This is a genomic window from Sphingobium naphthae, assembly GCF_043589935.1.
In the GTDB taxonomy this organism is placed as follows: domain Bacteria; phylum Pseudomonadota; class Alphaproteobacteria; order Sphingomonadales; family Sphingomonadaceae; genus Sphingobium; species Sphingobium naphthae_A.
This window is the reverse complement of sequence record NZ_CP171454.1, coordinates 120,735-145,018: the sequence shown is the minus strand read 5'-3', so window position 1 is coordinate 145,018 and position 24,284 is coordinate 120,735. Positions and strand designations below refer to the sequence as shown.

The following is a 24,284-nucleotide window of genomic DNA, read 5'->3' as shown; positions in this document are numbered from 1 at the left end:
CTTTTTCGCGCGTCAGCTCGCGGCGATCACCTTCTCGATCTCCGGCACGGGATGGTTGGTGAGGTCCTTGGGGATTTCGCCAACCAGGCGGTCCTGGACTTCCTTGTGCAGATGCTTGCGCATTTCGCCCAGCGCCGTCGGCGGCGCGACGATGATCAGCTTTTCAAAGTCATTGGCCATGGCGCGGCGCTTCAGCATGTCGGCCGCCTCCGCTGCGAAGCGTGATTCCTCCAGGTCGTGGAAATTCACCTCGTCCATGGCGCTGCGATGGCTGCCGACCGAATTATGCGATCGTCCCGGCGCGTCAGCGGCCTGTTCGCGATCGGCCGGGTTGTCCTGCTCCTTGACGGTTTCCGCCTCCAGATTGGGATAGGCCGCGTCGCCCTTGTTGCGGAAGAACAGCATCTTGCGCCCGTCCGCCACCAGCACCATCGCGTCATGATCGATCTGCATCGCCTGTCTCCTATTGTATTTCGATGATGCAGGACCAACGGATGACGGCGCGCAGGGTTGCGCGGCCGGTCGCGCAGCGGCATAGGGCTGGCCCATGCACGACATCCGCCTCATTCGCGAAAATCCCGCTGCTTTCGACGCTGCCCTGGGCCGCAGGGGGCTGGAGCCGCTGTCCGCCGACATCCTGGCGCTCGACGAGAAAAGCCGAGCGATCAAGACCGAATGGCAGCAGGCGCAGGCGCGTCGCAATGAAGCCAGCAAGGCGATCGGCCAGGCGATGGCCGCCAAGGATGTCGCCACCGCTGATGCGCTCAAAACCGAAGTCGCGGCGCTCAAGGAGCGCATGCCAGCGCTCGAAGCAGAGGAGCGGTCCGCCGGAGAGTTGCTGACGGCCCTGCTCGCCGCGATCCCCAACCTGCCAGCGAGCGACGTGCCCGATGGCGTGGATGAGGCCGACAATGTCGAACTGAGCCGCTGGGGCACGCCGCGCGAGTTCGATTTCGCGCCACAGGACCATGCCGATTTCGGCCCGTCCCTGGGGCTGGATTTTGAAGGAGGCGCGGCTTTGTCGGGCGCGCGCTTCACGGCGTTGCGCGGCCAGATGGCTCGGTTGCACCGCGCGCTGGCGCAGTTCATGCTGGATATGCAGACGGCAACCCATGGCTATGAGGAAACGATCGTCCCGCTGCTGGTGAAGGACGATGCGCTGTTCGGAACGGGACAGTTGCCCAAATTCGCCGAGGATCTGTTCAAGACGACGGACGGGCGCTGGCTCATTCCGACCGCCGAGGTGTCGCTCACCAATTTGGTGGCGGAACAGATCGTGCCGGAGGGCCGGTTGCCCCTGCGCCTCACGGCGCTGACACCCTGCTTCCGCTCCGAGGCGGGGTCGGCCGGTCGCGACACCCGCGGTTTCATTCGCCAGCATCAGTTCGAGAAGGTCGAACTGGTCGCGATCTGCAAGCCCGAAGACTCGGACGCCGAGCATGAGCGCATGGTGGCCGCGGCGGAAGCCGTCCTCCAGGCGCTGAACCTTCCCTATCGCAAGATGCTGCTCTGCACCGGCGACATGGGGTTCGGCGCGCGCAAGACCTATGATCTGGAAGTCTGGCTGCCGAGCCAGGCCACCTATCGCGAGATCAGTTCGGTGTCCAACTGCGGCGATTTCCAGGCACGGCGCATGAATGCGCGGACGCGGGCCGATGGCGCGAAGCAGACGATGTTCCTGCACACGCTCAACGGGTCGGGGCTGGCGGTCGGACGCACGCTGGTCGCGGTTCTGGAAAATTACCAGCAGTCGGACGGCACCGTCCTCATCCCCGACGCGCTGCTCCCCTATATGGGCGGGCTTACAAGGCTCCAGCCCGAATAGGAGGGCTGGCAAGGCTGGCGCGATGCGATACACAGCCTGCAATGCCTTCCTCGCTGCGCCTTTCTTTCTGCACGTTCGGCCCGCTTCTGCTCACCGCCTGCATTCCGCAGCAGGCTGACCGGCAGCCGCCCTATGCTCCCGTCTCGACGCCCACGCCGCCACCCAGTCTGAGCGCCGATGCGGCCACCGCTCAGCTTGCGGAGTCCGAGCCGGTGTGGACGGCGCAGCAAGTGGTCGCCAACGCCCGCACCGTTCCGGAATCCCGCTATGTCGTGCAGCCCGGCGACACGCTGCGCGGTATCGGCAATCGCACCGGCGCAGGATCGGAGATGATCGCGCGGGCGAACGGATTGACGCCGCCTTACCAATTGCAGGCCGGGCAAAGGCTGCGCATACCGGGCGGCCGCTATCATCTGGTGGCGGAAGGCGAGACGGGCATCGCCATTGCCGCCGCCTATGCCATCCCCTGGAGCCGCATTGTCGACGCCAACGGGCTGGAGGAACCCTATGTCCTGCGGCGCGGACAGCGGCTGTTGCTGCCCGATGCGCTGCCCGTCGGTGCGACCTCGCTGGAGCAGCGGGCATCGGCCTTTCGCATCGACATTGACGATGTCCTGACCGGCGGCCAGCCAGCGACGCGCGAAAATGCGCCCGCCGCGGCAGCCTCCACGCGCCCCAGGCCGCTGCCTACGAACAAGCCCATCGCCCAGCCGAGCGCATTCGCCGGCAGTTTCGCCTGGCCCGTGACCGGCACCATCCTGTCCCGCTTCGGCCCGGGCCAGAGCGGGTCGAAAAATAATGGCATCGACATTTCCGCGCCCGTGGGCACGCCGATCCGCGCAGCGGCCGACGGCGTCATCGCCTATGCCGGCGACAAGGTGGCGGTGTTCGGCGGCCTGGTGCTGATCAATCATGGCAGCGGCTGGGTGAGCGCTTATGGTCATGCCAGCCGAGTCGATGTGGTGCGGGGGCAGAAGGTGACGAAAGGGCAGATCATCGGGCTGACCGGCGATACCGGCTATGCCAGCAAGCCCAAATTGCATTTCGAACTGCGCAAGGACCGCGCTCCTGTGGATCCGCTTGGAAAGCTGCCGCCCGCATGAGGATAGATGAAGCCTCGGGTCGGTCCGCCACCGCCGGGTTCCTGCGGCGCCGATCGTCCATGCCGATGTGGATGGACCTGGCCTGGCGCGTGGTGCTGCTGTTCGGGCTGATCGCCCTGGTGCTGCTGTTCCACTGGATCGGCCGGGATGGGCTGAAGGACAATTTCGACGATCAGATCAGTTTCATCGACGTCCTCTATTTCACGACGGTCACGGTCACGACCGTGGGCTATGGCGACATCGTGCCGGTGACGCCCGAGGCTCGACTGTTCGAATCGCTGTTCGTGACGCCGATCCGGCTGTTCGTGTGGCTGATCTTCCTCGGCACCGCCTATAATCTCTTCCTCCGCAACATTCTCTACAGGTGGCGCATGGCACGCATCCAGGCCGATCTGCACAATCACATCATCGTCACGGGCTTTGGCACCAGTGGGCAGGAAGCCGTGCATGAACTGCTGGCCCGCGGCACCGACGCGCGCGAGATCGTCGTCATCGACGGCAGCGAAAAGGCGCTGCAACTCGCCGAGGCCCATGGCTGCAACGTGCTGTGCGGCGATTCGACTCGCGACAAGACGTTGAAGGACGTCGCCATTCACCGCGCGCGCAGCATGATCGTGTCGGCCGGGCGGGACGACACGTCGATCCTCATCACCCTGACCGCCCGCCATCTGGCGCCGCGCCTGCCGATCAGCATCGTCGTCCGCAACGAGGATAATGAATTGCCGGCCCGTCAGGCGGGTGCGACGACCGTCATCAACCCTGTCAGCTTCGCCGGGCTGCTGCTGGCGGGCAGCACCAGCGGCCAGCATATTGCTGATTACATGGCGGATCTCGCCGCCTCGGGCGGGCGCGTGAAGCTCAACGAACGCGCCGTCCTGCCAGATGAAATCGGTCAGCCCCTTTCCGCCATCCGCACAGGGCTGGGCGTGCGCGTATATCGCGACAACCGGCCGATCGGCTTTTGGGAAGAGGAAGCGAAGCGGCTGCAAACCGGCGACGTCATCATCGAAATTGCCGAAGGCGACGGCTGTGGGAACGCTTTGCCGCCCGTCTGATTCGTTCCTCGTGACATTGGCCGCAAAAATCCCTATGTGCGCGCCGATCATGGCAACCAAAATTCCAGACGCGCCGAAGATCGGCATGGTGTCGCTCGGCTGTCCCAAGAATCTGGTCGACTCCGAACGTATCCTGACCAAGCTGCGCTCCGACGGCTATCAGATGTCCGCCGACTATGCCGGCGCCGACGTCGTGCTGGTCAACACCTGCGGCTTCCTGGATTCCGCCAAGGAGGAATCGCTGGAAGCGATCGGCGAGGCGATGGCGGAAAATGGCCGCGTCATCGTGACCGGCTGCATGGGCGACGAAGCGGACGTCATCCGCGCGAAATTCCCGCAAGTGCTGGCCGTCACGGGCGCGCATCAATATGAGCAGGTCGTCAATGCCGTGCATGACGCCTCCCCGCCCATTCCCAACGCCTTTGTCGACCTGGTGCCGGAAGGTGGGCTGAAGCTGACGCCGCGCCATTACAGCTATTTGAAGATCAGCGAAGGCTGCAATCATCGCTGCTCCTTCTGCATCATCCCGTCGATCCGTGGCGACCTGGTCAGCCGCCGCATCGACGCGGTGCTGCGCGAGGCGGAAAAGCTGGTGGCCGCGGGCACGAAGGAATTGCTGGTCATCAGCCAGGACACCTCGGCCTATGGCGTCGACACCCGGCACGAACCCCGCATGTGGAAGGGGCATGAAGTCCGTGCGCACATGACCGACCTGGCGCGCGAGCTGGGCCAGTTGCGCACCGCCGAAGGCCGCGCCCCGTGGGTGCGGCTCCATTATGTCTATCCCTATCCCCATGTCGACCAGGTCATTCCGCTGATGGCGCAGGGGCTGCTGACGCCCTATCTCGACATCCCCTTCCAGCACGCATCGCCCAATGTGCTCAAGGCGATGAAGCGACCCGCCAACGAAGCCAAGGTGCTGGACCGCATCCGCAAATGGCGGGATATCTGCCCCGACATTGCGATCCGATCCTCCTTCGTCGTCGGCTTCCCCGGCGAGACCGAAGCCGATTTCCAATATCTGCTGGATTGGCTGGACGAGGCGCAGTTGGACCGCGTCGGCGCTTTCCGCTTTGAACCTGTGGAAGGCGCCGCCGCCAATGACTTGCCCGGCGCGGTGCCCGAAGAGATCAAGGAAGAACGCTACCAGCGCGTCATGGAAAAGACGGCGGCGATCAGCGCGGCCAAGCTGCAGGCCAAGGTGGGGCGCGTCCTGCCCGTAATCCTGGACGAAGTCGGCGAGCCCGATGAGGAAGATGGCAGCGTCGGCGCCACCGCCCGCAGCCAGGCCGACGCACCGGAAATCGACGGCAATGTCTTCCTGCGGGACGTGGGCGACGGGCGGAAGGCCGGCGACATGATCGACGTGCTCATCGAGGATGCCGACGAGCATGATCTTTACGGCGTGCCCGTCTGATCCGGTCATGCCCTCGCAGCGGCCTGGGCATGATCGTCACTTGTCGACGAACGCATCCTGATATTCGGTCTTGATCGCGCCGCGCATCGCGGCGTCCACCGGCAGCGCTACCTGGTAACTGCCCTCCGCATAGGGACCGGCGCTGTAGGGACCGATGACGAAGGTCATGCTATCGATCAGCCTGCCGTCCTTCGATGTCGGCACCAGCACCTGCTCCATCGGGTCGATGCATTTGGTGAAATCGTCGTCCCCAGCGACGACCGGCGCGCCGCGCTTCTGCGCCCGCTGCCTGTCCAGTTCCGCGCAGAAGCGATCGCCGATAGCGGCGGCGAACGCCGCCGGGTTGGTCATCAACGCCTTGACGCTGGTTTCGCGCTTGCGCGCCTTGTCCCAGAGCAGCGCCTCATAACCCGTCATGCCGTGCGCGCCGCCGGTATAGACATAGGTTTCCGATCGCAGCGACAGGAAACGGGGCGTGTCAGCCGCCACGGTCCATTGCGTCTCCAGGCTATGTGGGCGGAAGGGATAGCCCGCCTGTTTCGCCGCCGCGCTATCCTCTTGCGCCATTTTCAGGGCATCGGCCTTGGCCGTGTCCATCGCCTGGCGAAACTTGTCGACCAGAGCCGGTATCGCCGCCGCTTGGCCGGGATAGGCATAGGAGAATTCGAGATAATCGCTCTTGTCGCTTTGTGCGAAAGGCTTGCCGGGGGGCGTGGGGGCCGGCTCGCCGGCCATGCGATTGGCGAACCGGCTCGCCGCTTCGTTCGCGGCGCTGTTATCGGCAACGTCCTGCGCTGGCGAGCAGGCCGCCAGCATCAGGGTGCCTGTCGCGATCAGCCCCCCGGCGCGCATCAATGCGCCTGCGCCGCGCGGCAGCGTTCGCCGATCGCCTTGCGCGCATAGTCGCTTTCCAGCGCGCGGCCAGCGTTCGACCAGCCTTCGGCGATCAACGCCTGCTGCACGGCATTGCCATTGTCGAAGCGTCCGCTTTCAGCCAGTTCATAGGCGCGGGCGCGCGCCGCCTGAAGGCTGCGATCATCTCCGTGAATCATCGTCCATCTCCTTGTTTCTTCTGCCAGAGACTTTAGGCGCGTCGGCTGCGCGACGCAAAGACAGAAAGGGTCGGCCGTGCCGCCCGAGCGACGGGAAATTGCCTCTTCCCCTTGCCCGGACCTTTCCCTTACATCGGCGGGATGACCGACTTTTCCGACCTGCTCAAAGCCGACAACCAGCAGCCCGGCCACATGATCCGGCTTCTGGATGCCCTGGAGCATGACGCCTGGATGGCCGCCCAGCCCCCCGCCGTGCGATCAATGCTGACGGCGCAGAAATTTCGCGGCAAGCCAGGGGAGCAGGCGATCATCCCGGGTGAAGGAGATGGCGTCTGGTCGGTCGTCGCCGCCGTGCAGAACAAGGCCAAGCTTGGCCCCTGGTGTCTCGCCAGGCTGGCCGAAACGCTGCCGGAAGGCCTTTATCGGCTGGCGGACGTCGTTCCCGGCGCGGCGGCCTTTGGCTGGCTGATGGCGCAATATCGGTTCGACCGCTATCGGCAGGATGAAGCAGCGCCGGGCCCGCGCGTCCTGTTGACCAGCGGCGTGGCCCAGATCGATCCGATGGTGCAATTGGCGCGCGCGACTGCGCTGGTGCGCGACATGGTGAACATCCCCGCCGCGGACATGGGCCCGCCGGACCTCGAAAAGGCGGTCGAAGCGGTCGCGCAGGCCTTCGGCGCCCACGTCACCACGACGCGCGGCGACGCCCTGGAACAGGGCTTTCCGATGATCCACGCGGTCGGCAAGGCCGCGGACCGCAGCTTCGCGCCGCGCTTGATCGAACTCGAATGGGGCGATCCGGCCCATCCTCGGCTGGCGCTGGTGGGCAAGGGCATCTGCTTCGACAGCGGTGGGCTCGACATCAAGCCGTCATCGGGCATGCGCCTGATGAAGAAGGATATGGGCGGCGCCGCGCATGCGCTGGGGCTGGCGCAGCTCATCATGGCCGCGCGCTTGCCGGTGCGGCTCCACTTGCTGATCGCCGCGGCCGAAAACGCCATCGGCGCCAACGCCTTCCGCCCCGGCGACATATTGCGCAGCCGCAAGGGGCTGTCGGTCGAGATTGGCAATACTGATGCTGAGGGGAGGCTGGTGCTGGGCGACGCCCTCACGCGCGCTGGTGAAGCACAGCCGGAACTGGTGGTGGATTTCGCGACGCTGACCGGCGCAGCCCGAGTCGCGGTCGGCCCCGATCTCCCTGCCCTGTTCTGCAATGACGATGATCTGGCGGCGCAGGCCATGGCCGCGGGCATGGAGGTCGATGACCCACTCTGGCGGCTCCCATTATGGGATCCCTATGCCGACATGCTGAAATCGGATGTGGCGGATATCAACAATGCCGGAGACGGCGGCTTTGCGGGCGCGATCACCGCCGCCCTCTTTCTCAAGCGATTCGTTCCTGATGATACACCATGGATGCATCTCGATACCTTCGCCTGGCGGCCGACGAGCAAGCCTGGTCGGCCCAAGGGCGGCGAAGCGCTTGGAATGCGCGCCATATTCCGGCTCTTGCAGCGGCGCTACGGCAACCAGCATTGATGCATTGACAAAGGCCCATCCGTTACGCAACCGGATTGGGCATCGCGCGTTGAGCGGGCATGAACGCCCTTTCCGCCACAGATTCATCCGCCGAGATCGACCGCCCGGGCATCCCGTCGCTTCGCCAATGGATGTCGACGCTGGTTGATTATGTGCGTTCGGGCAAGCCCGACCTCACCAACCGCCAGATGGCGCTGATGATGACCGTCTATATCAGCAAGGGTCCTCATACGGTGCGCGGGCTTGCCGAAACACTGCATGTGTCGAAACCCGTCATCACGCGCGCGCTCAACAAGCTTTCGGCGCTCGGCTATCTGCGCCGGGAGCGCGATGCGGCGGATCGTCGGAATATTTTCATCACGCGAACGCCCAAGGGGGCGGAATTTCTTGACGCCTTTCACCTTTTCATCGCAGGAACCCCGCGCGATGAAAGGAACGAATACAACGCTGCGGAACGCACCGCCTGAAAGAACCCGGTTCAAGCTGCAGGGCCGATCGGTCGCGCTTGATCGCCGCGTTCATGCGGCTCGCGGCGACCTGGCCGATCTGTCGCTCGCCGGCACCCTGTTTTCCGCGCATTATGCCCGCGCCGTCCCGCTGACCTGCGTCGCGGCCGGCACGCCGATCCTTGCATCCGCCTCCCCGACCGCGGAGGCCGTCAGCGAACTGCTGCGTGGCGAACGGTTTCATGCGCTTGACGTGACCACCGACTGGGCCTGGGGTTTTTGCGGCCATGACGGCTATGTCGGCTATATCCGCCGCGACGCGCTCGACGTCGAGGAACAGGCGACCCATCGAGTCACGGCGGCGGTCGCGCCCTTGTTCAGCGCCCCCGACATCAAGTCGACCATTGCCGACTATTGGCCGCACGGCGCGCTGTTCACCGCCGAGGCGCAAGACGATTTCTTCGCCTGCGCGGAAGGCTTCGTCCACAAGCGCCATGCCGAGCCGGTGAGCCAGGAGGAGCCCGACTGGGTCGCGGTCGCCGAACGGCATCTGGGCCAGCCCTATGTCTGGGGCGGACGCGGCCATCGCGGCATCGATTGCTCCGGCCTCGTCCAGGTGGCGCTGGGCCGCATCGGAATGGCTGTGCCCCGCGACACCGACCTGCAGTGCGAAGGCATCGGCACGCCGATCGACAATGACGCCGGCCTGCAACGCGGCGACCTCATCTTCTTCCCAGGCCATGTCGGCATCATGACCGATGGCAAGACGCTGCTGCACGCCAACGCCTTTTGGATGGCGGTGGTCAAGGAACCGCTGGCGGATGTTGTCGCGCGCCTGGCGACGGATCATCCCAGCCCCATCATCGCGCGGCGGAGGATCTGCGCATGACAACCCGCATCTTCATCGACGGCGGTCATGGCACCACGGGGATCGAAATCGGCGACAGGCTGGCCGGCCGCTCCGAATTGTCGCTGATCACGCTGGACGAAAAGGACCGCAAAGATGCCGGCGCGCGCCGGGACGCGCTCAATGCTGCGGACATCGTCATCCTCTGCCTGCCCGACGATGCGGCGCGTGAAGCGGTGTCGCTGATCGACAATGATCGCACGCGCATCATCGATGCGTCGACGGCGCACCGCGTTGCCGACGGGTGGACCTATGGCTTCCCGGAGTTGGAGCCCGGACATCGCGAGCGCCTGGCGAACAGTCGCTATGTGGCCAATCCCGGTTGCTGGCCGACCGGTTTCCTGGCGCTCGTCCGGCCGCTCGTGCTGGCAGGGCTGTTGCCGGCGGATTGGCCAGTGACTGTGTCGGGCGCGTCCGGCTATTCGGGCGGTGGCAAGGCGATGATCGCCGACTATGAGGATGCTGCCGCGGCGCCGAGCGCCTTCCGGCCCTATGGCCTGACCTTGGCGCACAAGCATGTTCCGGAAATGACACGCTATTCCGGGCTTGCGCATCCGCCGCTCTTCGCTCCGGCCGTCGCCAACGCCTATCGCGGCATGATCGTGGAAGTGCCCCTGCAACTGCGCGCCATGCCGGGCAGGCCGCAAATCGCCGACCTGCACGCCGCCCTCGCGGCCGCTTATGATGGTTCGCCGATCGTCACCGTAGCGCCGCTGCAGGAAAGCGCGCGCCTGTCGGGCCTGCCGGTCGAAGTCGTCGGCGCCACGGACAGGCTCGACCTGTTCCTCTTCGGCAATGACGATAGCAGCCAGGCGCGCCTGATCGCCGCGCTCGACAATCTGGGCAAGGGCGCAGCCGGCGCCGCTGTGCAGAATCTCAACATCCTCGCCGGTCTCCCGGAAACGGCGGGCCTGCGGCTCTGATCACCCGCTCAGTGCACGGTCCCCAGCGGCTGGTCGTAGGTCAGCAGCAGGATCAGGCGCTCAATCTGGCGCCAATGGCAAAAATGGATGTGATTGCCCTGGTCCAGGCTGCGATCCGCGCGCGCGGCCGCTTCATAGCCGGCATTGGCGCCGAACAGGCTGATCAACTCGGCGGCATCCTCATAGCTCTTGCGGTTCGCAAGATATGGCAACTGCATGACGCCCCCGAATTTTCGACAATCTGTTCTCGATCATCGACGCATCAATGATCGTGCCAGATCAGCATGTCGGCTCCGCACGCCGGGTCGCACGGTAAAAGTTGGATTAGCCATGTCCCTGTGCGGGACAGGCGATCCATTGCGGCACAATTTGTCCCATGTGCGGCGACCAGCCAAAGGCGCTGGCGTCCTCGATCCGGGCATGGCAAGGGATCTCCGATGACCAAGCGCACCTCCAATCCGACCGGCTCCGGCGCCATCATCGCCCTGCTGATCCTGATCGGCGCAGTGGGCGGAGGCCTATTGGGACAGCCGAGCATCGGGCTGCTGGTGGGGCTGGCGCTGGGCATCATCATCGCGCTGCTCATCTATCTGGGCGAGCGCGGCAAATAAGCATCACCACGGGCGCCAACGACCTTGCCCACCGTTCGCGCGCCGCATAGATGTTGGGGCATGAACAAGCATGTCATCGTCCTGCCTCTCGTCGCCCTCGCGCTCGCCGGCGGCGCCTTCCTCTATCTGGCGCAGGGCGACACGACCCGGCTGCCAGCGGGCGCGGATACAGGGCGCGAGCCGGTGTTCACCAGCCCGCGCAGCGAAATGCTGCCCACGGTCAACATCGCCGAGGTCAAGCCGTGGAAGGCCGGCGAGAAGCCCGCCGCAGCCAAGGGGCTCACCATCCATCGCTTCGCGGAAGGGCTGGCGCATCCGCGATCGCTGCTGCGGTTGCCCAATGGCGACATTCTGGTCGCCGAAACCAACAGCCCTCCGCGCCCCAAGGAAGGCATCGTCCAGCGGGTGATGAACTATCTGATGGACAAGGCGGGCGCAGGCGTGCCGTCGGCGAACCGCATCACCCTGCTGCGCGACACGGACAAGGATGGCCACGCGGAAACCAAGACGGCCTTCCTGACCGGGCTCAACTCGCCCTACGGCATGGCGCTGATTGGCGACATGCTCTATGTCGCCAACACCGATGCGCTAATGGCCTTCCCCTATAAGGAAGGCGAAACCAGGATCAGCGCTCCGGGCCGCAAGATCATCGACCTTCCTGCCCAGTCGCCCAATCAGCATTGGACCAAGAGCCTGGTCGCATCGCCCGAGGGGCTGCTCTATATCGGCGTCGGATCGAACAGCAATATCGGCGAAAATGGCCTGGAACGCGAGCGCAACCGCGCGGTCGTGTTCGAGGTCAATCCCCGCAATGGCTATAAGCGCGTCTTCGCTTCGGGACTGCGCAACCCGGTCGGCCTGGCGTTCGAGCCCAAGAGCGGCGCGCTATGGGGCGTCGTCAACGAACGCGACATGCTGGGCGCGGACCTTGTTCCGGACTATCTGACGCGCGTCGAATTCGGCGCCTTTTATGGCTGGCCCTGGAATTACTGGGGCGGCTATGAAGACCGGCGCGTGCAACCGCAGCGTCCGGAAATCCGGGAATATACCAAGCGTCCAGACTATGCGCTGGGCAACCATGTCGCGCCGCTGGGCCTGACCTTCGCCGACAAGGTGCAACTGGGCGCCCCCTTTACCGACGGCGCCTTTGTGGGCCTGCACGGCAGCTGGAACCGCAAGCCAGCCGCGGGCTACAAGGTCGTGTTCGTCGGGTTCAAGGATGGTGAGGCCGGCAAGGCCAAGCCGATCGACGTCGTCACTGGTTTTCTCGACCAGCAGGGCCACGCCCGTGGCCGCCCCGTCGACGTCACGGCCGATGCCCAGGGCGCGCTGCTGGTCAGCGACGATGTCGGCGGCATCGTGTGGCGAGTGACGAAGGCGCGGTAACGTGGACGCTGGCGATCAGATCGCCAGCCCGTTGCGCCCGGCCAGTTCGACCACATATTGCCAGGCGACGCGGCCCGACCGGCTGCCGCGCTGCGTCGCCCACTGGATCGCCTCCAGCCGATCGACGGTGAGGCCCAGCGTCGCTGCATAGCCCTCCACGATCGCCACATAGGCATCCTGATCGATCGCATGGAAGCCCAGGCTGAGGCCGAAGCGATCCGAGAGCGCCATCTTGTCGTCGACGACATCGCGCGGGTTGATCGGGTCATCCTGCTCGGCCAAGTGGCGTGGCACGATGTGGCGGCGATTGGACGTGACATAAAGCCGCACATTTGTTGGGCGCGCGGCCGTCCCGCCCTGCAGCAGCGAACGTAGAGCGCGGGCATCGCCCGCCCCCTGATCATCGAAGCCCAAGTCGTCGAGGAACAGCACGAAGGGCCGGCTCGTGCCGCGCAACAGCGAGAACAGCGCAGGAAGCGTTGCGAGTTCGTCGATCGCGCATTGCATGAGCGCGATATTCTCCCCCTCTTCCTGCAGCAGGCCCACCACGGCAGCGACCGCCGCCGACTTGCCCGTCCCGCGCGCGCCCCACAGCAGCACGTCATGGGCCGCATGGCCGGCCGCCAGTCGGCGCGTATTGGCGAGCAGTGCCTCCTTCTGCGCGTCGATGCCGGTGAGCAAGGCATAATCCACCGGCACGAAGGCCTCGACTGCCCGGATCGCCTGTCCATCCCACACATAGGCAGGCGCAGCCTGCAGGTCGGCGGAAATCGGCGGCGGCGGCGCCAGCCGCTCCAATGCCTCAGCGATGCGGATCAGAAGTGCGTCGTTCATGGCGCGGGCTTAGATCATTTTTGCAACCGAGGGGAAGCGTTCCCGCGACCCGATGTCATTCTGCTGACGCAATGGCCTTTTACTCGACCAAGCCGGGGTCTATATCGCGGGGGTCGTGACCATCGCAAATCCAGTCTATTCCACAAAATCCTGTCGCTACGGCGCTGAGGCGCTACGCGAAGCGGCGCTGCTCATCCGCGCGGGCGAACCCGTCGCCGTTCCGACTGAAACCGTCTATGGGCTCGCGGCCGATGCGACCGACAATCATGCGGTGGCGGCCATCTACAGCGCGAAGGGCCGGCCCAGCTTCAACCCGCTCATCGTCCATGTCGCGGATCGCGACATGGCGCGCGGACTGGCGCATTTCTCGCCAGTTGCAGAGATGCTCGCAGACCATTTCTGGCCGGGCCCGCTGACGCTGGTCCTGCCGGTAAAAGCGGAAAGCAGCCTGTCGCATCTCGTGACGGCAGGGCTGCCGACGGTCGCGCTGCGCCTGCCGGCGCATCCCGCGATGCGCGCGCTGATCCGCGAAAGCGGTCGCCCCCTCGCCGCACCTTCGGCCAATCGCAGCGGCGGCATCAGCCCGACGCGCGCGGAACATGTGCTCGCCAGCCTGGATGGCAAGGTGCGCATGGTGCTGGATGAAGGACCCACCAGCGAAGGCCTGGAATCGACCATCGCTGCGCCTGAAGCAACCAAGATCCGCCTGCTGCGGCCAGGACCCATTACCGATACGATGCTGGCCGAAGCCACGGGACTGCCGGTCGCCGCCGGCAAGGGCGATGTAGCGATCGAAGCGCCCGGGCAGCTCGAAAGCCATTATGCGCCCTCCAAGCCCGTTCGGCTCAACGCGCTGCGGGCGGAAGCGGACGAATATCTGATCGGTTTCGGCCTGATGCCCTGCCACATCAATCTCAGCCCGGAGGCGGATTTGCAGGAAGCGGGCGCGAACCTGTTCGCCGCCCTGCATATCGCGGATGCCAGCGCCTCGGCCCGCATCGCGGTGGCGCCGATCCCGCCCGAAGGCATTGGCGCAGCCATTAACGATCGGCTGAAGCGCGCCGCTGCCTGAACGCGGCGGGCCACGCCAGGCGCTGGCTAAAGGCGCGCCCGTGACGCGCGCTCAGTCGCAATCCCGATAGCCGGCTTCGCGACACTGCTTGCGCCGCGCCTTCTCGGCTTTCGTGACTTCACGGCCCTCGCGCGCTTCCTTCTCGCGCATCTTGCGGCCATAGTTGCGATCCGCTTCATCCTGGCTGGTGGTCGTCCAGTCCGCGACTTGCGCGCCCGCGCGCACGGGCGCCGTCACCACGCTCGCCACCGTGCGCACGCATCCCGGCAGCGCCAGCATCAGCAATGGCGCCGCAAATATCATCGACTTCTTCATATCCTGTCCCCGCCGGCTGCCCATGCGCCTGCCCCTTTCATAGGGCCCGCCAAGCCAGGACGCCACTAAAAGCATAGCGCCGTCGTCCGGCCTGGCGATGGAGGCGGGGCCCGGTCAGCCCGCGATGCGCTCTTCAAACCCCTTGCGCAGCTTGGCGAGCTTGGGCGGGATCACCGCCATGCAATAGGGGTTCTTGTCGCCCACCCGGTCCCAATATTTCTGGTGGTAATCCTCGGCCGGATACCAGGGCGCGTCGGCTTCGATCGCCGTCACGATCGGCGCGGACTGGTCCGCCTGCGCGCGGTCGATGCCAGCCCGCGCTTCGCTTTCCTGCTCGGGCGAATGCGGGAAAATCGCCGACCGATATTGGGTGCCGACGTCGTTACCCTGACGATTGAGAGTCGTCGGGTCATGCGTGGCAAAAAAGATGTCGAGCAGATCGGCGTAGGAAATCACTGCCGGGTCGTAGGTGATGCGGATTGCCTCGGCATGACCCGTGCTCCCCGAACACACCTGCTCATAGCTGGGATTGGGCAGCGATCCGCCGATATAGCCGCTTTCGACCGCCTTCACGCCCTTCAAATTCTGGTATACCGCCTCGGTGCACCAGAAGCATCCGCCTGCCAGCGTCGCGACTTCATCGGCCATTATCTCGTTCCTCAAATCCGTGGAGGGCACAGATAGGAAGGATCAGGCGAAGGTTCCAGCCTCCTTCGTCGCCGCTTCCGCCTTGGCCCGTTCCTCGGCCACCAGTTCCTTGCGCGAAAGCTTACCGACCAGGGTCTTCGGCAGGTTCAGGCGCACCTCCACCTCGCACACGCGTTCATGCTTGCCCAATTGCGGATTGAGCCATTCCTTGAGCGCCGGTCCGTCTATCTCATGCCCTTCGTTCAGCGTCACGAAAGCCTTGGGCTGCTCGCCGCGATAATGGTCGGGCACGCCGATCACCAGCGCCTCCTTGATCGCGGGATGATGGTAGAGGACGGATTCGACCTGGCTCGGAAAGACCTTGAAGCCGCCCACGGCGATCATGTCCTTCAACCGGTCGACGATCTTCACATAGCCATCCTCGTCGATGATCCCGACGTCGCCGGTGCGGACGAATTCGCCGACAAACACCTCTGCGTCGGCATCCGGCCGGTTCCAATATCCCTTCATGATCTGGGGACCGGCAAAGAGCAGTTCGCCAGGTTCGCCCTCGGGTGGCGGGCGCGTGGGATCCTCGCGATCGACGAGCTTCACGCGCGTGCCCGGCACCGGCTGGCCCACGGTCCCGCTCTTGTTGAGCCCCTCATAGGGATTGGTGCAGACGATCGGGCTGGTTTCGGTAAGGCCATAGCCTTCGATCAGCCGCGCGCCCGTCGCCGCCTCGAATTTCTGCTTGAGTTCCAGCGGCAAGGGCGCGCCACCCGAGATGCAAGCGCGCAGCGAGGAAAAATCGATGTTGCGGATCGCGGGGTGATCCAGCAGCGCCTGGAACATGGTCGGCACGCCGGGGAGCGACGTCGCCTTCACCCGCTGCACCGCAGCCAGCACCTGCGCCGCATCGAAGCGCGGCAGCATCACCATCTCGCCGCCATTCACCACCGTGCGGTTGAGCGTGCAGGTATTGGCGAAAACATGGAAGAAAGGGAGGACCGCGATGATCCGGTCGGGCTCATGCTGGTGCGGGTCGATCGCCTGCGCCTGGCGCGCATTGGCGGTCAGGTTCTGGTGCGTCAGCATCGCGCCCTTGGGCGTGCCAGTCGTGCCTCCGGTATATTGCAGCAGCGCGATGTCATTGACCGGGTCGATCTCCGCGACGGCGCAGTCGCCCTTGTTGGCCATGAACCGGTCATAGCGGATGACCCGCGGATCATCGGGGATCGCCACGCTCTCGCTTGCCTTGAACCAGCGAAACAGCAGCGATTTGACCGGGGATAGCACTTCCGCGACCGATCCGACGATCAGCGTCTCCAGCGTGCTGTGCTCCAGCACCTCCATTGCCGTGGGCAGCAACGCCTTGGCCGACAGGGTGAAGAGGATTTTCGTGCCGCTATCCTCGACCTGGTGCTCCAGTTCGGCGGCGGTGTAGAGGGGCGAGAAGTTGACGACGATGGCGCCCGCCATCAGCGCGCCATAATAGGCCGCGACATAATGTGGCGTATTGGGAAGATAGAGGCCGACCCGGTCGCCCTTGCGAACACCCATGGCCTGCAATCCGCATGCGACCCGGCGGATCTGGTCGTGCATTTCGCCATAGCTGAACTTGCGCCCCATGAAGTCGACCATATGGGCCTTGGGATGCGCCAGAGCGCTATCTGTCACCATCTGTCCCATCGACAGCGGGGGAAAGGTCTGATCCCACTGGGTGGGATGGCGATAATGGTCCTTCAGGATCTTTTCTAAGCTCTCCATGGCCCCGAGTGTATGGCGCGGCGGCACTTTACGCAAGCGTCAACCAACGAAAAAGGGCCGCATCCTGCGCGGACGCGGCCCCTTCGAACCTCATGGTTCGGCGCCATGCAGCGTGACCGCCGATGACGCTACGGCATCACACCTCGCCCTTGTTGCTGCTGAAGGGATCCAGGATGGTGGCCGCGCCGGAAATGAACTCGGACTCGTTCTTGAGCGCCTCTTCGGCACGTCGCGCCGCATCGTCGCGCTCGCGCCGCAGCTCCTCGATCAGCGCTTCGCGATCGCCGTCGAGACGCGAATCGGTGGGTGCCTCGATGCCGGCCTTCTTCGCCGCCCGCGCGACCAGCGCATCCAGTTCCCGCTGCGAACACAGCCCCAGCGTCACCGGATCCTTTGGCGTGATGTTGCTGATGTTCCAGTGGGTGCGGTCGCGGATCGCGGCGATGGTCGTGCGGGTCGTGCCGATCAGCTTGCCGATCGCGCCATCGGAAATTTCCGGATGGTTGCGCAGGATCCAGGCGATGCCATCGGGCTTGTCCTGGCGCTTGCTGACGGGCGTGTAACGCGGCCCCTTGGTCCGACGGACGGGCTCGGGGCCCTTCAGCATCTTGAGCTTATAGTCGCTGTTGGCCTCGCCCTTGTGGATTTCATCCATGGTGATCTCATGCGCGCGCACGGGATCGCGGCCGGTATATTTGATGCTGGCGGTATCGTCGGCGATCGCCTGCACTTCAAGGATATGCAGCCCGCAGAATTCCGCAATCTGGTCAAAGCTCAGCGCGGTATTGTCGACCAGCCAGCTGGCGGTCGCATGGGGCATGAGAGGCTGGGACACGGGACTTCTCCGGCACGTAAAAACGATAAGGGCCGCCCAAGCAGGGCGGCCACGACGGGGCAGAGATAGTCGATCCCGATGCTTCCGGCAAGAAAATCCGGCAGGCGGGGGTCAGGCGGCGCTTTCGATCACGTCCGGATCAATGGCGTGCAGACCCGACAGGAATTCGCGCGCGCTGCGTTCCCAGCTGAAACTGCGGCCATAGGCGGCGCAGGCCGCGCGATCCCGCTCCAGCGCGGCGCCGATCGCCTGGCCCAGATCCTCCGACAGGGCACCGGTCTCTGGCGTGACGATATCGACCGGGCCCGTGACGGGAAAAGCCGCCACCGGCGTTCCGCAGGCCAGCGCCTCGATCATGACCAGGCCGAATGTATCGGTTCGGCTGGGGAAGACGAAGACATCGGCGCCCGCATAGGCTCCGGCAAGTTCCTTGCCGAACAGCGGGCCTAAGAAGCGCGCCTGCGGCCAGGCGCGCTCCAGCGCAGCGCGTGCGGGACCATCGCCGACCACAACCTTGGTGCCGGGATGATCGGCGGCCAGGAAGGCGTCCAGATTCTTCTCCACCGCGACGCGCCCGACATAGAGCATGATCGGCCGCGGCAGATCGGCAAAGGGCGCGGGCGCAGGCGCATCCGGCGTGAAAGCGCTCAAATCCACGCCCCTGCCCCACGGCCGCACCTTGGCGACGCCATGGGCGCGCAGCTGCTCGCGCACCGACCGCGTCGACACCAGCACTGCCTGCGCAGGCCCGTGGAACCAGCGGATATAGCGCCAGAACCAGGAGGCCGGCAGCCCTGTCCGTTGGGCGACATAATCGGGAAAATGCGTATGGTAGGCCGTGGTGAAGGGCACACCGCTGCGCAGGCACCAGCGCCGCGCCGCGACGCAGAGCGGACCCTCCGTCGCCAGATGGACGGCGTCCGGCCGGAAGGCGGCGATCTCATGTCCCACCACGCTCGACCGCACCAGCGCCAGCCGGATTTCAGGATAGGTCGGACAGGGGATCGACCCATAAAGGTCGGGCGAGATGACCTTGACCAGATGACCCATGCGCTCCAATTCGCCCTGAATCGTCTGCAGCGTCCGCACCACGCCATTGACTTGCGGGGACCAGGCGTCGGTAACGATCGCGATCCGCACTGGCTCCTCCGTCAAGCAGCGAGCCGGGAGGACTGTTTCGCCGTCTCCTGGGCGGTCCGGGCGGCGATCTCGTCGGCCCAGTGCAGCACGTCCATCCGGCCTTCGAAATCCTCGACCAGCGCCGTGCAGCCTTCCACCCAGTCGCCGTCATTATAATATTGCACGCCGGCAATCTCGCGCATCTCCGCATTGTGAATGTGCCCGCACACCACGCCGTCCACGCCGCGCGTGGCCGCTTCATGCGCTACGACATCCTCGAACTTCGAAATGAATTCGACGGCGTTCTTGACCTTGTGCTTGGCCATCTTGCTGAGCGACCAATAAGGCAGGCCCATGCGCTGGCGAACGGCGTTCACGACGACGTTGAGGCGCATCATCATCGTGTAGGCCGCGTCGCCCACGAAGGCGAGCCAGCGATGCGCCAGCATGATGGTGTCGAATTCATCGCCATGCAGAACCAGCAGCTTGCGCCCGTCGGCAGTCGTATGGATCGCCTTGCGGCGGATTTCGACGCCGCCAAAGCTCATACCCGTGAACTGGCGGAACATTTCGTCATGATTGCCGGGGATATACACCACGCGGGTGCCCCGCTTGGCGCGCTTCATGATGCGCCAGACGACGTCATTATGCGCCTGCGGCCAGTAGAAACGCTTCTTGAGCCGCCATCCGTCGATGATGTCGCCCACCAGATAGATGGTCTCGCTATCGACGCTGTCGAGGAAATCGATCAGCATCGTGGCGTTGCAGCCGCGCGTGCCCAGGTGGATGTCGGAAATCCAGATGGTGCGAAACCGGCGACGCTCCCCTTCCCGCTCAGGGATATGGAGCTGGTCGTCAGCGCCTTCTTCCATCTCGCCAAGGAAGGGCAAGCGCGTGATGGCGTTCATGATACGATCCCCAGAAACACTGTCCTTGGGAGCGAATCCTTAGCGCCGCATTGTTACAACTCCGCAGAGAATATGACGGAAATACTACGACTTCCGTCTTTAGACTTGCTGATTAGTTGCTGAATCCCACCGACAGAAATTCCGGCACGGGCCCGTTCCAGCCCTCGCCCGGCCCGTCCTCGTTCGCAGAGTTGTGACGCTTTGTCGCCGGACGATCCCTGCGATCGTTGCGGCGCCGTTCGCTACGCTTCTCTTCGCCGCGCTCTTCTTCGCGACGCTCTTCGCGGCGGGGCTTGGCCGGCGCGGGCTTGTCTTCCTTGTCCTTCCTGGAAGAGACGCCCTCGCTGGCGCCGCCAGGCAGCGGAGCATAATCGATCTTCGTGCCGATCAGCTTCTGGATATTGTCGATCGCCTCCGCATCCTCATTGGTCACGAAGGTGTAGGCGACCCCCTTGGCCCCGGCGCGGCCGGTGCGGCCGATGCGGTGGACATAATCATCCGGGTGCCAGGGCGCATCGAAGTTGAAGACGTGGCTGACGCCCTTGATGTCGAGGCCGCGCGCCGCGACGTCCGACGCGACGAGGATATTGACCGTCCCGTCGCGGAACCGCTCAAGCTCCGCCAGGCGCGAGCTCTGGTCGATGTCGCCATGGATCTCGCCGGACTTGTAGCCATGGCTCTGCAGGCTCTTGTTGAGCTCGCGCACGGTCGTCTTGCGGTTGCAGAAGATGACGGCGCTCTGCACCTTCTGATCGTCGAGCAGCGCGCGCAGCGCCTCGCGCTTCTTGCGCGAATCCACCTTCACCAGATGCTGGGCGATGTTGGTGGAGGCGGTCGCCGGCCGGGCGACCTCGATCGACTTGGGATTGCTGAGGAAGCGGTCGGCCAGCTTCTTGATGACCGGTGGCATCGTCGCGGAAAAGAGCAAGGTCTGCCGCTGCGCCGGAAGCTTGGTGCAGATATGCTCGATGTCGGGGATGAAGCCCATGTCGAGCATCCGGTCCGCCTCGTCGATCACCAGCATGCTGCAGCCGTTGAGCAGGATCTTGCCCCGTTCGAACAGGTCCATCAGGCGACCAGGCGTGGCGATCAGCACGTCGACGCCCTTTTCCAGCGCCTTGATCTGATCCCCCATCTGCACGCCGCCGATCAGCAGCGCCATGGATAGCTTGTGATATTTGCCGTATTTCTCGAAATTCTCGGCCACCTGCGCCGCCAGTTCGCGGGTCGGCTCCAGAATCAGGCTGCGCGGCATCAGCGCCCGGGCGCGGCCATGCGCCAATATGTCGATCATTGGCAGCACGAAGCTGGCGGTCTTGCCCGTCCCGGTCTGCGCGATGCCGATAATGTCCTTCATCATCAGCACCGGCGGGATTGCCTGCGCCTGGATCGGCGTGGGCGTATCATAACCGGCCTCGGTGACGGCCTTCAACAATTCATCGGAGAGGCCGAGATCGGCAAAAGTCATTCAAAGGTCCGGGACAGGAGGAAAGTGCGCACTGCGCGTCCGCAGTACGGAAATCGGCCGCGACTTGCGGAAATATCGCGCCGATGTCAAGAAATTCAGGCGATTTGACGACGATAAGCCAGCTCAATCGTCATCATCCGCCGCAACGAGGCGGCGAAACGCCTCGATCGCGCAACTCATGCCGTTGCGGGCCTGCAGTTCATCCCGCCCCGAACAGAGCGATCCATCCTCATGCGGCTCGACATAGAAGCCCGAATAGAAGCCCGCCGATTCGCAGCCCCGCTCCAGGCGCGCGCGATAGCGATGCTGGTCCGCCAGCAGCAGATCGACGCCATCGCGCACGACGATGCTCGCGCCCCGGATGGACCGCAGCGCGATGCAGCGCGGCCCCTTCTTCTCGTCCCAGTCGTCGCTCGCTTCGGGGGTGGCGCGCGGCGGCGCCTTGCCCTTACGCGCCATCGGCACGCGGACGATCACACGGCGCTCGATCGTCATCTGGGCCCATTGCACGGGCTCTGCGGCAGGCGCGGCGAGAAGCAGCAGGACGGAATGAAGCAAGTCGGACCCCTTTATGGGACGCGGACGCTAGCGCGAGATGGTTGAACAGTCGATGAATTCCGGGGCATAGCAAGTCCCATGATCGGACAGGATAGTATCGACCGCTTCGTCGCGCTGCTGGGTCCCAAGGGCGTGACCACGGATGCCGACGACCTGGCGCCATGGCTGAGCGACTGGCGCGGGCGCTATCATGGCGCGGCCGCGGCGATGCTCTCGCCCGCCTCCACGCCGCAAGTGGCTGCTACGGTCAAGCTGGCGGCGGAACTGGGCGTGCCGCTGGTTCCGCAAGGCGGCAACACGTCAATGGTGGGCGGCGCCACGCCGCCGGCCGACGGGTCGGCGCTGATCCTGTCGCTGCGGCGGATGAATGAAATCCGCAGCCTTTCGCCCGAGGACAATCTGGCTGTGTGCGAAGCGGGCGTGATCCTGAGCGTGCTGCACGACGCGGCGGAGGCAGCCGGCCGCCGCTTCCCCCTGAGTCTGGGCGCCAAGGGCTCCGCGACGATCGGCGGGCTTGTCTCGACCAATGCCGGCGGAACGCAGGTGCTGCGCCACGGCACGATGCGCGCGCTGGTGGAAGGCGTGGAGGCGGTGCTGCCCGACGGCAGCATCTTCGACGGGCTGGACGCGCTCAAGAAGGACAATCGCGGCTATGACATCAAGCAACTGCTAATCGGCGCGGAAGGGACGCTGGGCGTCGTCACCGCCGCGGCGCTGCGGCTGGTGCCCGCCATCGCGGCCCGCGCAGTCGGGTGGGTCGGCGTCGACAGCCCGGCGCAGGCGCTGCGCCTGCTGCGCCATGCCGAAGAGACACTGGGCGACAGCGTCGAAGGCTTCGAAGTGATCGCCGATGAGACGCTGGGCTTCGTGCTGGGGCATATTCCCGGCACGCGCTCGCCAATCGAGACGCGTACCCCCTGGCATGTGCTGATCGAAGTCGATCACGCCGATCTGGCCGAGCCCGGGCCGGGCGAGCGGCTGGAAGCCGCGCTGGCCGATGCTCTGGAGCGCGGCATTGCGGTCGACGCCGCCATCGCCGCCAACGAGGCGCAGGCCGAAGCCTTCTGGCGCATTCGCGAATCGCTGTCGGAATCCGAACGCGCGCAGGGGCCGGCGCTGCAATATGACATCAGCGTGCCCGTGGCGAAGATGCCCGCCTTCATGGTCGAGGCGGCGGCCGCGGCCGAAGCGCGCTTTCCCGGGACGACCGCTTCCTCCTTCGGCCATCTGGGCGATGGCAATGTCCATTTTCATGTCCGCGCGCCCAGGGGAACCAGCGATGGCCCCGGCTGGATCGCGGCGCAGGGTCAGGCGATCAATGCCTTCGTCCACGACGCGGTTGTCGCCGCGGGCGGCTCCATCTCCGCCGAACATGGCATCGGCCAGATGAAGCGCGCGGAACTGGGCCGGCTCGCCAGCCCCGCGCGCATCGCCGCCTTGCGCGCGATCAAAAGCGCGTTCGATCCGCAAGGGCTGTTCAATCCCGGCAAGCTGATCCCCCTGCCCGGCGAAGGTTGAGCCAGTCGTCGCCGCGACGCCGCGCCGACAAAGCGATTGCACCCTGCCACCAAGGCCTTTATCGCCCTGCCCCAATCTTGAAGCCTGCGGCGTATCGACTTGGCGTCGCCATAAGAGAGAATGGACCTGATCATGGCGACTGCGCCCGCGAACAACCTCCCGATCTTTTACAACGACCTGCTGCCGCTCAGCACGGTGGACCATGCCGATTACAAGAGCCGCAACGTCGATTCGGCGCCATTCCTCACCAGCCAGCATGCGGTGCCGCTGACGATCGACGAATTCGTCACCGCCCAGCGCTTTGCGCCGATCATCTTTTCGGCCGGGTCGGACTCCGTGCCGCTGCTGCTGATGGGCCTCAACGAAGGCGTGAACATCTTCCTGGATGACGAGGGCAAGCTGCGCGGCCCGGCCTATGTGCCCGCCTATGTCCGTCGCTACCCCTGGATGCTCGCCAAGCTGCGTCCCGACAGCGAGGAACTGTCGCTCTGCTTCGACCCGACTAGCCCGGCGCTGGGCGCCTTTGACGAGGGCACGCCGCTGTTCGAGGATGGCAAGCCCAGCGAGCTGACCCAGGGCGTGCTCAAATTCTGCGAGGATTTCGAGCAGGCCGCTGCCCGCACCGGCCAGTTCGTTCGCGAACTGCAGGAAATGGACCTGCTGATGGACGGCGAAGTGTCGATCCAGACGCCGATCGCCGACCAGCCCTTTGTCTATCGCGGCTTCCGCATGATCAACGAGGAAAAGCTGCGCGACCTGCGTGGCGATCAGCTGCGCAAGATCAACCAGAGCGGCATGCTGCCGCTGATCTACGCGCATCTCTTCTCGCTGCAGCTGATGCGCGAAATCTTCGAAGCGCAGATCAGCCAGGGCAAGGGCCCGATCACCGCGCCGGCCGCACCCGCCAACGCCGCGACGCCGGCCGAAGGTTGAGCCGAGCCTGCCGCGCGGCAGGCTCCTTCCACTGACGGACAGGGCATCGCTTCCCCCTTGAAA

General features: G+C 65.0%; 26 protein-coding genes. 13 read left to right on the top strand and 13 right to left on the bottom strand.

Annotation, left to right across the window (positions count from 1 at the left end):
- Window positions 1-12: 12 nt before the first annotated feature.
- Window positions 13-453 carry a host attachment family protein gene (locus tag ACGGKE_RS00715; RefSeq protein ID WP_228166590.1) on the bottom strand — a complete coding sequence of 147 codons (441 nt, stop codon included), beginning with the start codon at window positions 451-453 and terminating at the stop codon, window positions 13-15.
- A gap of 94 nt (window positions 454-547) precedes the next feature.
- On the opposite strand from ACGGKE_RS00715, the gene serS reads away from it, so the two are divergent.
- Genes serS through rimO form a run of 4 tightly spaced genes read left to right on the top strand, consistent with a single transcriptional unit; the run spans window position 548 to window position 5,400 of the window.
- Window positions 548-1,825 carry a serine--tRNA ligase gene (serS, locus tag ACGGKE_RS00710; RefSeq protein ID WP_394439225.1) on the top strand — a complete coding sequence of 426 codons (1,278 nt, stop codon included), beginning with the start codon at window positions 548-550 and terminating at the stop codon, window positions 1,823-1,825.
- A 41-nt stretch (window positions 1,826-1,866) separates the two neighbouring features.
- A complete protein-coding gene (locus ACGGKE_RS00705) occupies window positions 1,867-2,928 on the top strand; it encodes a peptidoglycan DD-metalloendopeptidase family protein (RefSeq protein WP_394439224.1) in 1,062 nt (353 codons plus the stop codon).
- Entirely contained in the window at window positions 2,925-3,983 is a 1,059-nt protein-coding gene (locus tag ACGGKE_RS00700; protein WP_394439223.1) for a potassium channel family protein, read from the top strand. The genes ACGGKE_RS00705 and ACGGKE_RS00700 overlap by 4 nt, the downstream gene beginning before the upstream one ends.
- Before the next feature lie 34 nt (window positions 3,984-4,017).
- Window positions 4,018-5,400: a 30S ribosomal protein S12 methylthiotransferase RimO gene (gene rimO, locus ACGGKE_RS00695; protein ID WP_394439222.1), complete on the top strand. Its 1,383-nt coding sequence runs from the start codon at window positions 4,018-4,020 to the stop codon at window positions 5,398-5,400.
- Between the two features lie 36 nt (window positions 5,401-5,436).
- Here the strand turns inward: rimO and ACGGKE_RS00690 are convergent, their stop codons facing one another.
- The gene (locus ACGGKE_RS00690; protein ID WP_394439221.1) at window positions 5,437-6,252 is read right to left on the bottom strand and encodes a DUF4163 domain-containing protein; all 816 of its coding nucleotides are present in this window, start codon (window positions 6,250-6,252) and stop codon (window positions 5,437-5,439) included.
- Window positions 6,252-6,452: a hypothetical protein gene (locus ACGGKE_RS00685; protein WP_228166583.1), complete on the bottom strand. Its 201-nt coding sequence runs from the start codon at window positions 6,450-6,452 to the stop codon at window positions 6,252-6,254. The genes ACGGKE_RS00690 and ACGGKE_RS00685 overlap by 1 nt, the downstream gene beginning before the upstream one ends.
- A gap of 141 nt (window positions 6,453-6,593) precedes the next feature.
- Here ACGGKE_RS00685 and ACGGKE_RS00680 point away from each other — a divergent pair, with 141 nt between their 5' ends.
- The 4 genes from ACGGKE_RS00680 to argC are packed head-to-tail and all read left to right on the top strand — an operon-like array spanning window position 6,594 to window position 10,267.
- On the top strand, window positions 6,594-7,991 hold the full coding sequence (locus tag ACGGKE_RS00680; protein ID WP_394439220.1) for a leucyl aminopeptidase family protein: 1,398 nt from the start codon (window positions 6,594-6,596) through the stop codon (window positions 7,989-7,991).
- A 59-nt stretch (window positions 7,992-8,050) separates the two neighbouring features.
- A complete protein-coding gene (locus ACGGKE_RS00675) occupies window positions 8,051-8,458 on the top strand; it encodes a MarR family transcriptional regulator (RefSeq protein ID WP_394439219.1) in 408 nt (135 codons plus the stop codon).
- Window positions 8,418-9,326, top strand: a complete 909-nt coding sequence (locus tag ACGGKE_RS00670) for a C40 family peptidase (RefSeq protein ID WP_394439218.1) — start codon at window positions 8,418-8,420, stop codon at window positions 9,324-9,326. The genes ACGGKE_RS00675 and ACGGKE_RS00670 overlap by 41 nt, the downstream gene beginning before the upstream one ends.
- Entirely contained in the window at window positions 9,323-10,267 is a 945-nt protein-coding gene (argC, locus tag ACGGKE_RS00665) for an N-acetyl-gamma-glutamyl-phosphate reductase (RefSeq protein ID WP_394439217.1), read from the top strand. The genes ACGGKE_RS00670 and argC overlap by 4 nt, the downstream gene beginning before the upstream one ends.
- 8 nt (window positions 10,268-10,275) lie before the next feature.
- Here the strand turns inward: argC and ACGGKE_RS00660 are convergent, their stop codons facing one another.
- The gene (locus tag ACGGKE_RS00660; RefSeq protein WP_394439216.1) at window positions 10,276-10,485 is read right to left on the bottom strand and encodes a hypothetical protein; all 210 of its coding nucleotides are present in this window, start codon (window positions 10,483-10,485) and stop codon (window positions 10,276-10,278) included.
- Window positions 10,486-10,704: 219 nt separating this feature from the next.
- On the opposite strand from ACGGKE_RS00660, the gene ACGGKE_RS00655 reads away from it, so the two are divergent.
- Together ACGGKE_RS00655 and ACGGKE_RS00650 are read left to right on the top strand one after the other, a co-directional pair.
- The gene (locus ACGGKE_RS00655; protein WP_394439215.1) at window positions 10,705-10,878 is read left to right on the top strand and encodes a hypothetical protein; all 174 of its coding nucleotides are present in this window, start codon (window positions 10,705-10,707) and stop codon (window positions 10,876-10,878) included.
- Between the two features lie 60 nt (window positions 10,879-10,938).
- Window positions 10,939-12,264 (top strand): PQQ-dependent sugar dehydrogenase, encoded by a 1,326-nt coding sequence (locus ACGGKE_RS00650; protein WP_394439214.1) that lies wholly within the window; start codon window positions 10,939-10,941, stop codon window positions 12,262-12,264.
- 15 nt (window positions 12,265-12,279) lie between these two features.
- On the opposite strand, the gene ACGGKE_RS00645 is transcribed toward ACGGKE_RS00650, so the two are convergent.
- A complete protein-coding gene (locus tag ACGGKE_RS00645; RefSeq protein WP_394439212.1) occupies window positions 12,280-13,098 on the bottom strand; it encodes an ATP-binding protein in 819 nt (272 codons plus the stop codon).
- A 115-nt stretch (window positions 13,099-13,213) separates the two neighbouring features.
- Here ACGGKE_RS00645 and ACGGKE_RS00640 point away from each other — a divergent pair, with 115 nt between their 5' ends.
- On the top strand, window positions 13,214-14,170 hold the full coding sequence (locus tag ACGGKE_RS00640) for an L-threonylcarbamoyladenylate synthase (RefSeq protein ID WP_394439210.1): 957 nt from the start codon (window positions 13,214-13,216) through the stop codon (window positions 14,168-14,170).
- Between the two features lie 51 nt (window positions 14,171-14,221).
- Here ACGGKE_RS00640 and ACGGKE_RS00635 read toward each other — a convergent pair whose 3' ends face one another.
- The 8 genes from ACGGKE_RS00635 to ACGGKE_RS00600 form a co-directional block, all read right to left on the bottom strand.
- Window positions 14,222-14,485 carry a hypothetical protein gene (locus ACGGKE_RS00635; protein ID WP_394442093.1) on the bottom strand — a complete coding sequence of 88 codons (264 nt, stop codon included), beginning with the start codon at window positions 14,483-14,485 and terminating at the stop codon, window positions 14,222-14,224.
- Window positions 14,486-14,599: 114 nt separating this feature from the next.
- Window positions 14,600-15,133 (bottom strand): peptide-methionine (S)-S-oxide reductase MsrA, encoded by a 534-nt coding sequence (msrA, locus tag ACGGKE_RS00630; protein WP_394439209.1) that lies wholly within the window; start codon window positions 15,131-15,133, stop codon window positions 14,600-14,602.
- A 42-nt stretch (window positions 15,134-15,175) separates the two neighbouring features.
- Complete coding sequence (locus tag ACGGKE_RS00625; protein ID WP_394439207.1) at window positions 15,176-16,882, bottom strand: long-chain fatty acid--CoA ligase; 1,707 nt, start codon at window positions 16,880-16,882, stop codon at window positions 15,176-15,178.
- A gap of 136 nt (window positions 16,883-17,018) precedes the next feature.
- A complete protein-coding gene (locus ACGGKE_RS00620) occupies window positions 17,019-17,702 on the bottom strand; it encodes a DUF1013 domain-containing protein (RefSeq protein ID WP_394442090.1) in 684 nt (227 codons plus the stop codon).
- Window positions 17,703-17,828: 126 nt separating this feature from the next.
- Window positions 17,829-18,857 (bottom strand): glycosyltransferase family 4 protein, encoded by a 1,029-nt coding sequence (locus ACGGKE_RS00615; RefSeq protein ID WP_394439206.1) that lies wholly within the window; start codon window positions 18,855-18,857, stop codon window positions 17,829-17,831.
- An 11-nt stretch (window positions 18,858-18,868) separates the two neighbouring features.
- On the bottom strand, window positions 18,869-19,744 hold the full coding sequence (locus ACGGKE_RS00610; RefSeq protein ID WP_394439205.1) for a UDP-2,3-diacylglucosamine diphosphatase: 876 nt from the start codon (window positions 19,742-19,744) through the stop codon (window positions 18,869-18,871).
- Between the two features lie 112 nt (window positions 19,745-19,856).
- Window positions 19,857-21,212 carry a DEAD/DEAH box helicase gene (locus tag ACGGKE_RS00605; RefSeq protein WP_394439204.1) on the bottom strand — a complete coding sequence of 452 codons (1,356 nt, stop codon included), beginning with the start codon at window positions 21,210-21,212 and terminating at the stop codon, window positions 19,857-19,859.
- A gap of 123 nt (window positions 21,213-21,335) precedes the next feature.
- Window positions 21,336-21,770, bottom strand: a complete 435-nt coding sequence (locus ACGGKE_RS00600; RefSeq protein ID WP_394439203.1) for a hypothetical protein — start codon at window positions 21,768-21,770, stop codon at window positions 21,336-21,338.
- Between the two features lie 78 nt (window positions 21,771-21,848).
- Between ACGGKE_RS00600 and ACGGKE_RS00595 the strand changes: the two genes are divergently transcribed.
- Window positions 21,849-23,288, top strand: coding sequence for an FAD-binding oxidoreductase (locus ACGGKE_RS00595; protein ID WP_394439202.1), 1,440 nt, complete (start codon window positions 21,849-21,851; stop codon window positions 23,286-23,288).
- A gap of 132 nt (window positions 23,289-23,420) precedes the next feature.
- On the top strand, window positions 23,421-24,221 hold the full coding sequence (locus tag ACGGKE_RS00590) for a SapC family protein (RefSeq protein ID WP_317515937.1): 801 nt from the start codon (window positions 23,421-23,423) through the stop codon (window positions 24,219-24,221).
- Window positions 24,222-24,284 lie beyond the last annotated feature (63 nt).

Excerpts from the sequence above, each read along its gene's own strand:
- ACGGKE_RS00715 (WP_228166590.1), bottom strand. The coding sequence starts at position 453 with ATGCAGATCGATCATGACGCGATGGTGCTGGTGGCGGACGGGCGCAAG.
- serS (WP_394439225.1), top strand. The coding sequence starts at position 548 with ATGCACGACATCCGCCTCATTCGCGAAAATCCCGCTGCTTTCGACGCT.
- ACGGKE_RS00705 (WP_394439224.1), top strand. The coding sequence starts at position 1,867 with ATGCCTTCCTCGCTGCGCCTTTCTTTCTGCACGTTCGGCCCGCTTCTG.
- ACGGKE_RS00700 (WP_394439223.1), top strand. The coding sequence starts at position 2,925 with ATGAGGATAGATGAAGCCTCGGGTCGGTCCGCCACCGCCGGGTTCCTG.
- rimO (WP_394439222.1), top strand. The coding sequence starts at position 4,018 with ATGTGCGCGCCGATCATGGCAACCAAAATTCCAGACGCGCCGAAGATC.
- ACGGKE_RS00690 (WP_394439221.1), bottom strand. The coding sequence starts at position 6,252 with ATGCGCGCCGGGGGGCTGATCGCGACAGGCACCCTGATGCTGGCGGCC.
- ACGGKE_RS00685 (WP_228166583.1), bottom strand. The coding sequence starts at position 6,452 with ATGATTCACGGAGATGATCGCAGCCTTCAGGCGGCGCGCGCCCGCGCC.
- ACGGKE_RS00680 (WP_394439220.1), top strand. The coding sequence starts at position 6,594 with ATGACCGACTTTTCCGACCTGCTCAAAGCCGACAACCAGCAGCCCGGC.
- ACGGKE_RS00675 (WP_394439219.1), top strand. The coding sequence starts at position 8,051 with ATGAACGCCCTTTCCGCCACAGATTCATCCGCCGAGATCGACCGCCCG.
- ACGGKE_RS00670 (WP_394439218.1), top strand. The coding sequence starts at position 8,418 with ATGAAAGGAACGAATACAACGCTGCGGAACGCACCGCCTGAAAGAACC.
- argC (WP_394439217.1), top strand. The coding sequence starts at position 9,323 with ATGACAACCCGCATCTTCATCGACGGCGGTCATGGCACCACGGGGATC.
- ACGGKE_RS00660 (WP_394439216.1), bottom strand. The coding sequence starts at position 10,485 with ATGCAGTTGCCATATCTTGCGAACCGCAAGAGCTATGAGGATGCCGCC.
- ACGGKE_RS00655 (WP_394439215.1), top strand. The coding sequence starts at position 10,705 with ATGACCAAGCGCACCTCCAATCCGACCGGCTCCGGCGCCATCATCGCC.
- ACGGKE_RS00650 (WP_394439214.1), top strand. The coding sequence starts at position 10,939 with ATGAACAAGCATGTCATCGTCCTGCCTCTCGTCGCCCTCGCGCTCGCC.
- ACGGKE_RS00645 (WP_394439212.1), bottom strand. The coding sequence starts at position 13,098 with ATGAACGACGCACTTCTGATCCGCATCGCTGAGGCATTGGAGCGGCTG.
- ACGGKE_RS00635 (WP_394442093.1), bottom strand. The coding sequence starts at position 14,485 with ATGAAGAAGTCGATGATATTTGCGGCGCCATTGCTGATGCTGGCGCTG.
- msrA (WP_394439209.1), bottom strand. The coding sequence starts at position 15,133 with ATGGCCGATGAAGTCGCGACGCTGGCAGGCGGATGCTTCTGGTGCACC.
- ACGGKE_RS00625 (WP_394439207.1), bottom strand. The coding sequence starts at position 16,882 with ATGGAGAGCTTAGAAAAGATCCTGAAGGACCATTATCGCCATCCCACC.
- ACGGKE_RS00620 (WP_394442090.1), bottom strand. The coding sequence starts at position 17,702 with ATGCCCCATGCGACCGCCAGCTGGCTGGTCGACAATACCGCGCTGAGC.
- ACGGKE_RS00610 (WP_394439205.1), bottom strand. The coding sequence starts at position 19,744 with ATGAACGCCATCACGCGCTTGCCCTTCCTTGGCGAGATGGAAGAAGGC.
- ACGGKE_RS00605 (WP_394439204.1), bottom strand. The coding sequence starts at position 21,212 with ATGACTTTTGCCGATCTCGGCCTCTCCGATGAATTGTTGAAGGCCGTC.
- ACGGKE_RS00595 (WP_394439202.1), top strand. The coding sequence starts at position 21,849 with ATGATCGGACAGGATAGTATCGACCGCTTCGTCGCGCTGCTGGGTCCC.
- ACGGKE_RS00590 (WP_317515937.1), top strand. The coding sequence starts at position 23,421 with ATGGCGACTGCGCCCGCGAACAACCTCCCGATCTTTTACAACGACCTG.